7 protein-coding genes are annotated in these 6,344 nt (G+C 51.6%); 6 read left to right on the top strand and 1 reads right to left on the bottom strand.

Annotated elements, in window-relative coordinates; all coding sequences use genetic code 11:
- Positions 1 to 149: 149 nt before the first annotated feature.
- Positions 150 to 635, top strand: a complete 486-nt coding sequence (locus PN498_RS09815) for a hypothetical protein (protein WP_272062554.1) — start codon at positions 150 to 152, stop codon at positions 633 to 635.
- 46 nt (positions 636 to 681) lie between these two features.
- Here the strand turns inward: PN498_RS09815 and PN498_RS09810 are convergent, their stop codons facing one another.
- Positions 682 to 813 (bottom strand): hypothetical protein, encoded by a 132-nt coding sequence (locus tag PN498_RS09810; protein WP_272062553.1) that lies wholly within the window; start codon positions 811 to 813, stop codon positions 682 to 684.
- A gap of 247 nt (positions 814 to 1,060) precedes the next feature.
- Between PN498_RS09810 and PN498_RS09805 the strand changes: the two genes are divergently transcribed.
- Genes PN498_RS09805 through PN498_RS09785 form a run of 5 tightly spaced genes read left to right on the top strand, consistent with a single transcriptional unit; the run spans position 1,061 to position 6,343 of the window.
- Positions 1,061 to 1,441 carry a trypco2 family protein gene (locus PN498_RS09805; protein WP_272062552.1) on the top strand — a complete coding sequence of 127 codons (381 nt, stop codon included), beginning with the start codon at positions 1,061 to 1,063 and terminating at the stop codon, positions 1,439 to 1,441.
- Between the two features lie 4 nt (positions 1,442 to 1,445).
- Positions 1,446 to 3,206, top strand: a complete 1,761-nt coding sequence (locus PN498_RS09800; protein ID WP_272062550.1) for a CHAT domain-containing protein — start codon at positions 1,446 to 1,448, stop codon at positions 3,204 to 3,206.
- A 43-nt stretch (positions 3,207 to 3,249) separates the two neighbouring features.
- Positions 3,250 to 4,260 carry a hypothetical protein gene (locus tag PN498_RS09795; protein WP_272062549.1) on the top strand — a complete coding sequence of 337 codons (1,011 nt, stop codon included), beginning with the start codon at positions 3,250 to 3,252 and terminating at the stop codon, positions 4,258 to 4,260.
- Positions 4,257 to 5,240 (top strand): AAA family ATPase, encoded by a 984-nt coding sequence (locus PN498_RS09790; protein ID WP_272062548.1) that lies wholly within the window; start codon positions 4,257 to 4,259, stop codon positions 5,238 to 5,240. The genes PN498_RS09795 and PN498_RS09790 overlap by 4 nt, the downstream gene beginning before the upstream one ends.
- Positions 5,237 to 6,343, top strand: coding sequence for a VWA domain-containing protein (locus PN498_RS09785; protein WP_272062546.1), 1,107 nt, complete (start codon positions 5,237 to 5,239; stop codon positions 6,341 to 6,343). Before PN498_RS09790 ends, PN498_RS09785 begins: the two co-directional genes overlap by 4 nt.
- Position 6,344 lies beyond the last annotated feature (1 nt).

Genomic DNA, 6,344 nt, shown 5'->3' with positions numbered 1-6,344 from the left:
TGTTATACCAAGGCTTCTGGCCCTGATCAAAGGGGTTTTAAGCAGTTTTTATACTACAAACTGTAGTTTTTCTCGAACCCTTGTCAGGAAAGGGCTTCAGTGGGATGTGATACCTTTTCGTCAGGATCGTTGCCATACCCCGTTATCGGATGAGTCAGTCCAGTGCAGCAGAGGCAGTTGATCTGGGCCGACAGAACGTGTCCGATTTTTTGCGTTCAAAGACCATCAAACGCTTACTGGGAGAGGGATATACGGGTCAGATATCTATGGTAGAAGTGGATTCGACAGAGCAGAGCCGTGGGCAAGCTCGCATTAACGCCCTGCCGTTAGAGGCAGTCAATGCCTACTGGCACTGGCAGTCACATAGAGGCAACAAACGCGCCTTGGCGTTGTGCATGGCACTCTCGGCAGAAACTTTAGATCGTCGTTTTGATGCTGCCTTTGGCGTCTCTCGCTCTGAAGAGGAATACAACGAGCGGCTGAGCGATCGCATGGGGCAATTGCAGCGTGACCTTGCCAGTTTGGGGGAGGCGTACGCGGAGCCTGACCTGCTGAGGGAAGAGAACGAACGGTTGAAAGAACAGCTTCGGCAGAATGGGATAGAGCCGTGGGCGATTGGCGAAAATGAGAGTTGACGGTTGCCCATAGCAGTCGTTTACCTAGTTCACCAGAGGCGATCGCTCATTTGTCGTTCTCTTGATTTCCCGTCACACACTGGGCCTGCTGGGAGGTTAGCGTTTTGTGAGCAGCGACCGCGAAATTTGAAATGATGTGCCCTGCGATCTCGTCGGGCCGTAAAAGTGTTGCAAACATTGGTTTCTCCTAGTGAAGTGATGGAGTAAAATCTGTAGTGGGGTAACCTTGGCGAAACTTGAAACGAAACGGAGGTTGCTTCATCATCATCGCGCTAGCGCTTCCGAAAAAGCAGTACTCGCCTCTTAAAACTCTGTGAAAAAACTGTTCTGGCCTCAAGCGATTAGTTCGGGCTTTTTTGTGAAGGTGCTGAAATGTGCCCAATTAAGTTGGTTTAATAGAAATATATTGATCAGGCAGTATTCTCATGAGCCAATCGATTGGGCTGTCCGAACTCATTGATCAGGTCAAAAAGGAATTGTTGACGCCCCCCCAGAAGGATGGTGAACCACCGGTATTTTTTGTGGATTCCGTGGAGTTGGAATTGCAGGTGACAGCTACGCGGGAAAGCAATGCGGGTATCAAAATTGATGTGGTCTCGATTGGCGAGGGTGAAGCAGGCGGTACCCTCAGCCAGGAGAAAACGCACACAGTAAAGGTGTCATTGTCGCCGCTCTTTGAGAAAGAACAACTACTGAAATGGTTCAAAGATGTCCGTGGGGAGCAGGTGATGCCTACGATCGCTCGTAGCCTGGATGCCTTAACGAAAGACGGGGCGGCAGATGACAATCTAGCTGATCGCTTCTAGCTCTATGCCCACTTTTTCGCATCTGTTTGAGCTGCATCTGATTTCGCTGGATGCCAGACGATTTAAGGCGATTGTTACTAAGTCAACTTTAGGCAGTGATGCTGAGTCTGAATTGGTCTTGTCTTTTTGGGAGGGTGATCAGGATTGGCGCACGACGGTTATCAAGGTGTTGGAAAGTTCGCGCGGTTTTAAAGCCGAACATTTTCCCAAACCAGGCGAACAAGAATGGATGACAGCCTCTGGCATTTTGGCAGTAGGGCATCCCAGTTTTGCTTCTAACTATTTAGAACAGATTGGTCAGCAACTCTTTCAAGCGCTATTACGACCTGATCAACGTGTTGGGCAAGTGTTTCAGGCGGCGTTACGAAAGGCTGAAGAGGCTGGTGAGACGTTACACCTAAGGCTCAAGTTTGCAGAGCATTCAGCTCAGCGATCGCGCCTCGCCGACTATCCCTGGGAACTGATTCACGATGGCACCCGATTTCTCCTACATCGACGCGTGCAATTATCTCGCTACATTGCCTATGATGCGGTGCCCCCAAAGCAAGCGATTGGCGATCGCCTGCAGGTGTTGCTAGTCTCGCCACGGGCAAGCGATATCGGTCAACTATCAGATGCTGAACCGGAGGCGATTCGGGCAGGTATTGCTAATGCTGAATCCGTATCTTTGGAAAAGTTGCCGACACCGACTTGGCGAGGGTTGAGTACCTACCTTACAGAAACGGCCAACCTACCCCAGGTACTGCACTTTGATGGGCACGGCATCTTTGGTAAGCGCTGTCAGGTGTGTGGACATTTGCACGACAGCACCAAGGTGGAAACTTGTCAGAGTTGCGGTGCGCCTTTGCCAGAAGCTCAAGGATTTCTGGCTTTTGAAGACGAGCAGGGTAAGGCGGAGTTTGTCAGTGCTCGCAAGTTGGCATCGTTGGTGACGGATAAGGGCATTGCCTTGATGGTGTTGAGTGCTTGCCAGTCGGGTATGGCGGTGACGGGGGAGTCGGTATTCAATGGCACGGCTCAGCAGTTGATTGACGCCGATGTGCCAGCCGTGGTGGCGATGCAGTACAGCGTGCGGGTTAAAGAAGCCCGAGACTTTGCGGAGCAGTTTTATCGCGTATTGGGACAGGGGGAGACGGCGCTGAAGGCTTTGGGTGAGGGGCGTAAGTGGATGGATGTGGACGGGAATCAATGGTATCGTCCGGTGTTGTATTTGCGGTGGCGGGAAAATGAAGCGGGGCAGTTATTTGTGAAAGCAAATGCTGAAGCTCCAGCCGCTGAAACAGCAACTTCTGTGAGTCAATTACTAATGCCGAACAATGTCCCCGATAAACCTTTATCTGTTCAGGAGCGATTGGCGCTCGTTCAAAGACTCAATCAATTGCCTATGACTCAATTTGATGAGTTGGTGATAGCGCTAAACCCTCCAGCAGGCGTGTTACCCACCAATATTGCCGCTCAGGGCAACCGCACCCCTGCTTTGTTGCAATGGGTCGAAGGGCCGACAGGGCCTCAGCTTTCACAATTGCAGGCAATATTGACCCTAATCTTGCATCCTCATGCCCGATCAGACCATTCATCCGCAATGACAGAAACATCCGATACTCGACAGGGGTTTTACCAGAGACAAATTGCGCGATTAGAGGAAGAATTGGCAGCAATCGGATCAGATATTGACTCTGCTCCTCGCGAGGTTGATCGCTTGCGTCTGGAAAAGGCAGCGGAACAACTGTTAGAGAAGATAGAAAAACTGAGAGCGAAATTATAGGACTCTCGATAGTATCGGTAAGCGCTTACGGTTTACAGCATTGATGGTAATCAAGAAAGGCACAAACAGGCGAGCCCATTATTCACGGAGACTTGCTCAATTAATGGACGAGCTTGCCGCTGTTGAATCAGATATTGAAACAGCTCCGGACGCCTTAACTCAGGGGAGACTAGAAAAGAAAGCGGAAAAGCTTCTAGACAAAATTGATGACGTGGAAGTGAACCTTGCGAAATTTGATGCAGATTCCCCTCAAGCGAATGTGCGCGATCGCAGCCAGGAGAAAACCCTGCAAAAGCTCGATTTTGTTCAGGCGAAGAAAACTGCTGGCCTCATTCGAGACCAGCTCAGCCAGGATGGGGGAGCCGTCTTGTTTTTCTTGCAAAAGACGCGGAAGCAGATGGGGCGCTTCTGCATTGAAGAAGTGCTGAACGTGATTCTGGGGGATCAAATCATTGATGGCAAAGTCGTCGGAGCATACAGACGGTACTCGGTAGATCTGGACTCAGCCATTTCTCAACTCAATGAAGCTGAATTCTTGATTCGGCTGGCTAGCTATTTCAAAATTGAAGAATCTGAGGATTTAGAAACACTTTCTCAGCAGCTCCGGGAGAAAATTCGCACCTCTATTGACGAGGGCACCACTATTTTTTTGGAAATAAGGAGTCTGGATGAGTTAATAGAACAGGCAGACTTTCTTAGGTGGTTCATTCAAGATTTTTGGCAACCGCTCATTGATGATGTGGCGGCTGTGTCTCAAAAGTACAAGAGCAAGTTTATTGTCGCCCTGATTGCCGATAGCCAAATGCGGCTGAATTGTTCAACAGAGTATTTTTGTGAGCCGGGAGATCTTGACTGCTACAAGTTTCTGGAGTTGCCTTTGCCAGACTGGTCCGTTGACGATATCTATGACTGGCTGATTACCTTCCGCACCGTCTATCCTAAGCTGCGGGGCAAAAATGGCCAGGATCTAAAGCGAATTGCGGCCAAAATTCATCGAGCGAGCGAAGGAACCCCTCAAAACGTGTGCGCTAATTTGCAGGAGCAGTTTCTATGAGCTTAGAGAATCGCCTAACCTTTAATGGGGATGGCCGCAGAGCTGAAAGTCCTCATCCAAAATCACCCACGAAACCAGAGCCCTATGTGGTTTCAGAGCCCCTGAAGAAGGCTGTGAATTTGGCGATGTATCTGAAGCGGCCCTTGCTGCTGGAGGGGGATGCAGGTTGCGGTAAGACACGCCTCGCCTACGCCGTAGCTTATGAACTGGGATTGCCGCTGTATCGCTGGGACGTGCGATCGAGCACGAAAGCTCAAGACGGGTTGTACGAATACGATGCTATTTTACGCCTGCACGATGTCGAGGTGCAGAAGACTCAAGGCGCAGCAGCTCAACAACCGGAGCTAGGCGATGAGGACAATGATGACGTTCCGTCAGAGAACCGCGACCCAGGTAACGCCAAACATTATCGGAAGTTTGGTCCTCTGGGTAAGGCGTTTCGGCTAAAAGACCATCCGGCGGTAGTCCTCATCGACGAGATTGATAAAGCAGATCTGGATTTTCCCAATGACCTGTTGACTGTATTGGATGAGCCATGGGAATTTATCATTCGGGAAACGGGCGAAACGGTGACGGCTCATCCTGACTACAAGCCCATTGTGATCATCACCAGCAATAAGGAGAAGGGAAACTTGCCTGCCCCGTTTCTACGGCGTTGCCTCTATCGCTATCTCGATTTTCCCAGTGATCCCAAACAACTCAAGACCATCGTGCAGCAGCACTATGCAGCCCAGGAGATAGACTCGCCATCGGCCACCCTGACTCAAACAGCGGTGAGCAAGTTTTTGGCGGAGCGCGATCGCAACTGGTTTAAGCCCCCCGGTACCAGTGAGTTTTTAGACTGGTTGCAGGCGTTGCACGATTTTGAGGCCAAGCCCTACAGTGCCAAGCAGCTCAAGAAAGACACGATCTTGCCCTATCGAGAGTTGCTGTTTAAGCGGCAGGATGATTGGCGGAATTCAGGTAAGGCGGCCTCATGAGTGGCTTTAACGCCCCAGAACTCGTATTGCGACTGTTTCTGCGGTTACGCCAGAGCAACTTTAAGCTGGGCGTCAGTGAATACATGGCGGCGTTACAGGCCGTTGAAGGAGGCTTCGGTAATGACTTGGAGGCACTCGCCGATACCCTCAAGCTGTTGTGGTGTCATACTCTGAGCGAACAAAGCCAGTTTGACTCGATTTGGCAAACCGTGCAGGCTCAGGTGCAGGCGCAAAAACGACGAAAACCACCTTTTCCCGGTGGACGTCGGACAGAGTCCATCCGGCCCTCTCCTGCCCCAGAGCGGCTGCAAACACCGGAGCCCCTGCGCCCTCGTCAGGAAATGCCGCTAGAGCAACGGCCTAAGCCAGAACTCGGTTCGTTGCCGGTGCAAGCTCCCAATCTGTTGATTAGCGAAGAAGAGACTACCCCGCTGCAGGCGTACTATCCCATCTCGCGGCGATCTATGGTGTATAACTGGCGTTACCTGCGGCGACCCGTGCCCGACGGACCTCGGGACGTGCTGGATATCGACGCGACAATTCAGCAGGCGACGCGGCAGGGGTTTTATCTCGCCCCGGTCTATCAGCGCCGCGATCGCAATGCCGCTCAGCTCCTCTTACTCATCGACCAAAATGGCTCAATGACGCCGTTTCACCACTTCACGCGAGATTTGGTCGAGACCGCCCAAGCAGAGAGCAACCTTGACCCGGACAATGTCAGCGCGTATTATTTCCAAAATGTGCCAACGGGGAGCGTGTATCAGGATACTTATCTGACCACCCCGGTGGCGCTGCCAGTAGCGTTGGATGCCTGTGATGAAGCCACGAGCGTGCTAGTCGTCAGTGATGCGGGGGCAGCGCGGGGCTATCGCCAGCGCGATCGCGTGCGGGGAACCGCCCGATTTTTGCGTCAGCTCAAGCAACATACGAGCCTGATTGCCTGGTTGAACCCGATGCCTATGGCGCGGTGGGTCGGCAGTTCGGCAGAGATTATTGCCAATTCTGTCCCTATGTTTCAAATGGACGATGAGGGGTTAAATAATGCAATAGATACGGTGCGGGGGCAACCCCTCAAACATTCCTACTCGGCCTCTCCTTCATGAC

The organism is Oscillatoria sp. CS-180, from assembly GCF_028330965.1.
In the GTDB taxonomy this organism is placed as follows: Bacteria; Cyanobacteriota; Cyanobacteriia; order Phormidesmidales; family Phormidesmidaceae; genus Halomicronema.
This window is presented reverse-complemented; position numbering and strand designations above follow the sequence as displayed.

Excerpts from the sequence above, each read along its gene's own strand:
- PN498_RS09815 (WP_272062554.1), top strand. The coding sequence starts at position 150 with ATGAGTCAGTCCAGTGCAGCAGAGGCAGTTGATCTGGGCCGACAGAAC.
- PN498_RS09795 (WP_272062549.1), top strand. The coding sequence starts at position 3,250 with ATGGTAATCAAGAAAGGCACAAACAGGCGAGCCCATTATTCACGGAGA.
- PN498_RS09810 (WP_272062553.1), bottom strand. The coding sequence starts at position 813 with ATGTTTGCAACACTTTTACGGCCCGACGAGATCGCAGGGCACATCATT.
- PN498_RS09800 (WP_272062550.1), top strand. The coding sequence starts at position 1,446 with ATGCCCACTTTTTCGCATCTGTTTGAGCTGCATCTGATTTCGCTGGAT.
- PN498_RS09805 (WP_272062552.1), top strand. The coding sequence starts at position 1,061 with ATGAGCCAATCGATTGGGCTGTCCGAACTCATTGATCAGGTCAAAAAG.
- PN498_RS09790 (WP_272062548.1), top strand. The coding sequence starts at position 4,257 with ATGAGCTTAGAGAATCGCCTAACCTTTAATGGGGATGGCCGCAGAGCT.
- PN498_RS09785 (WP_272062546.1), top strand. The coding sequence starts at position 5,237 with ATGAGTGGCTTTAACGCCCCAGAACTCGTATTGCGACTGTTTCTGCGG.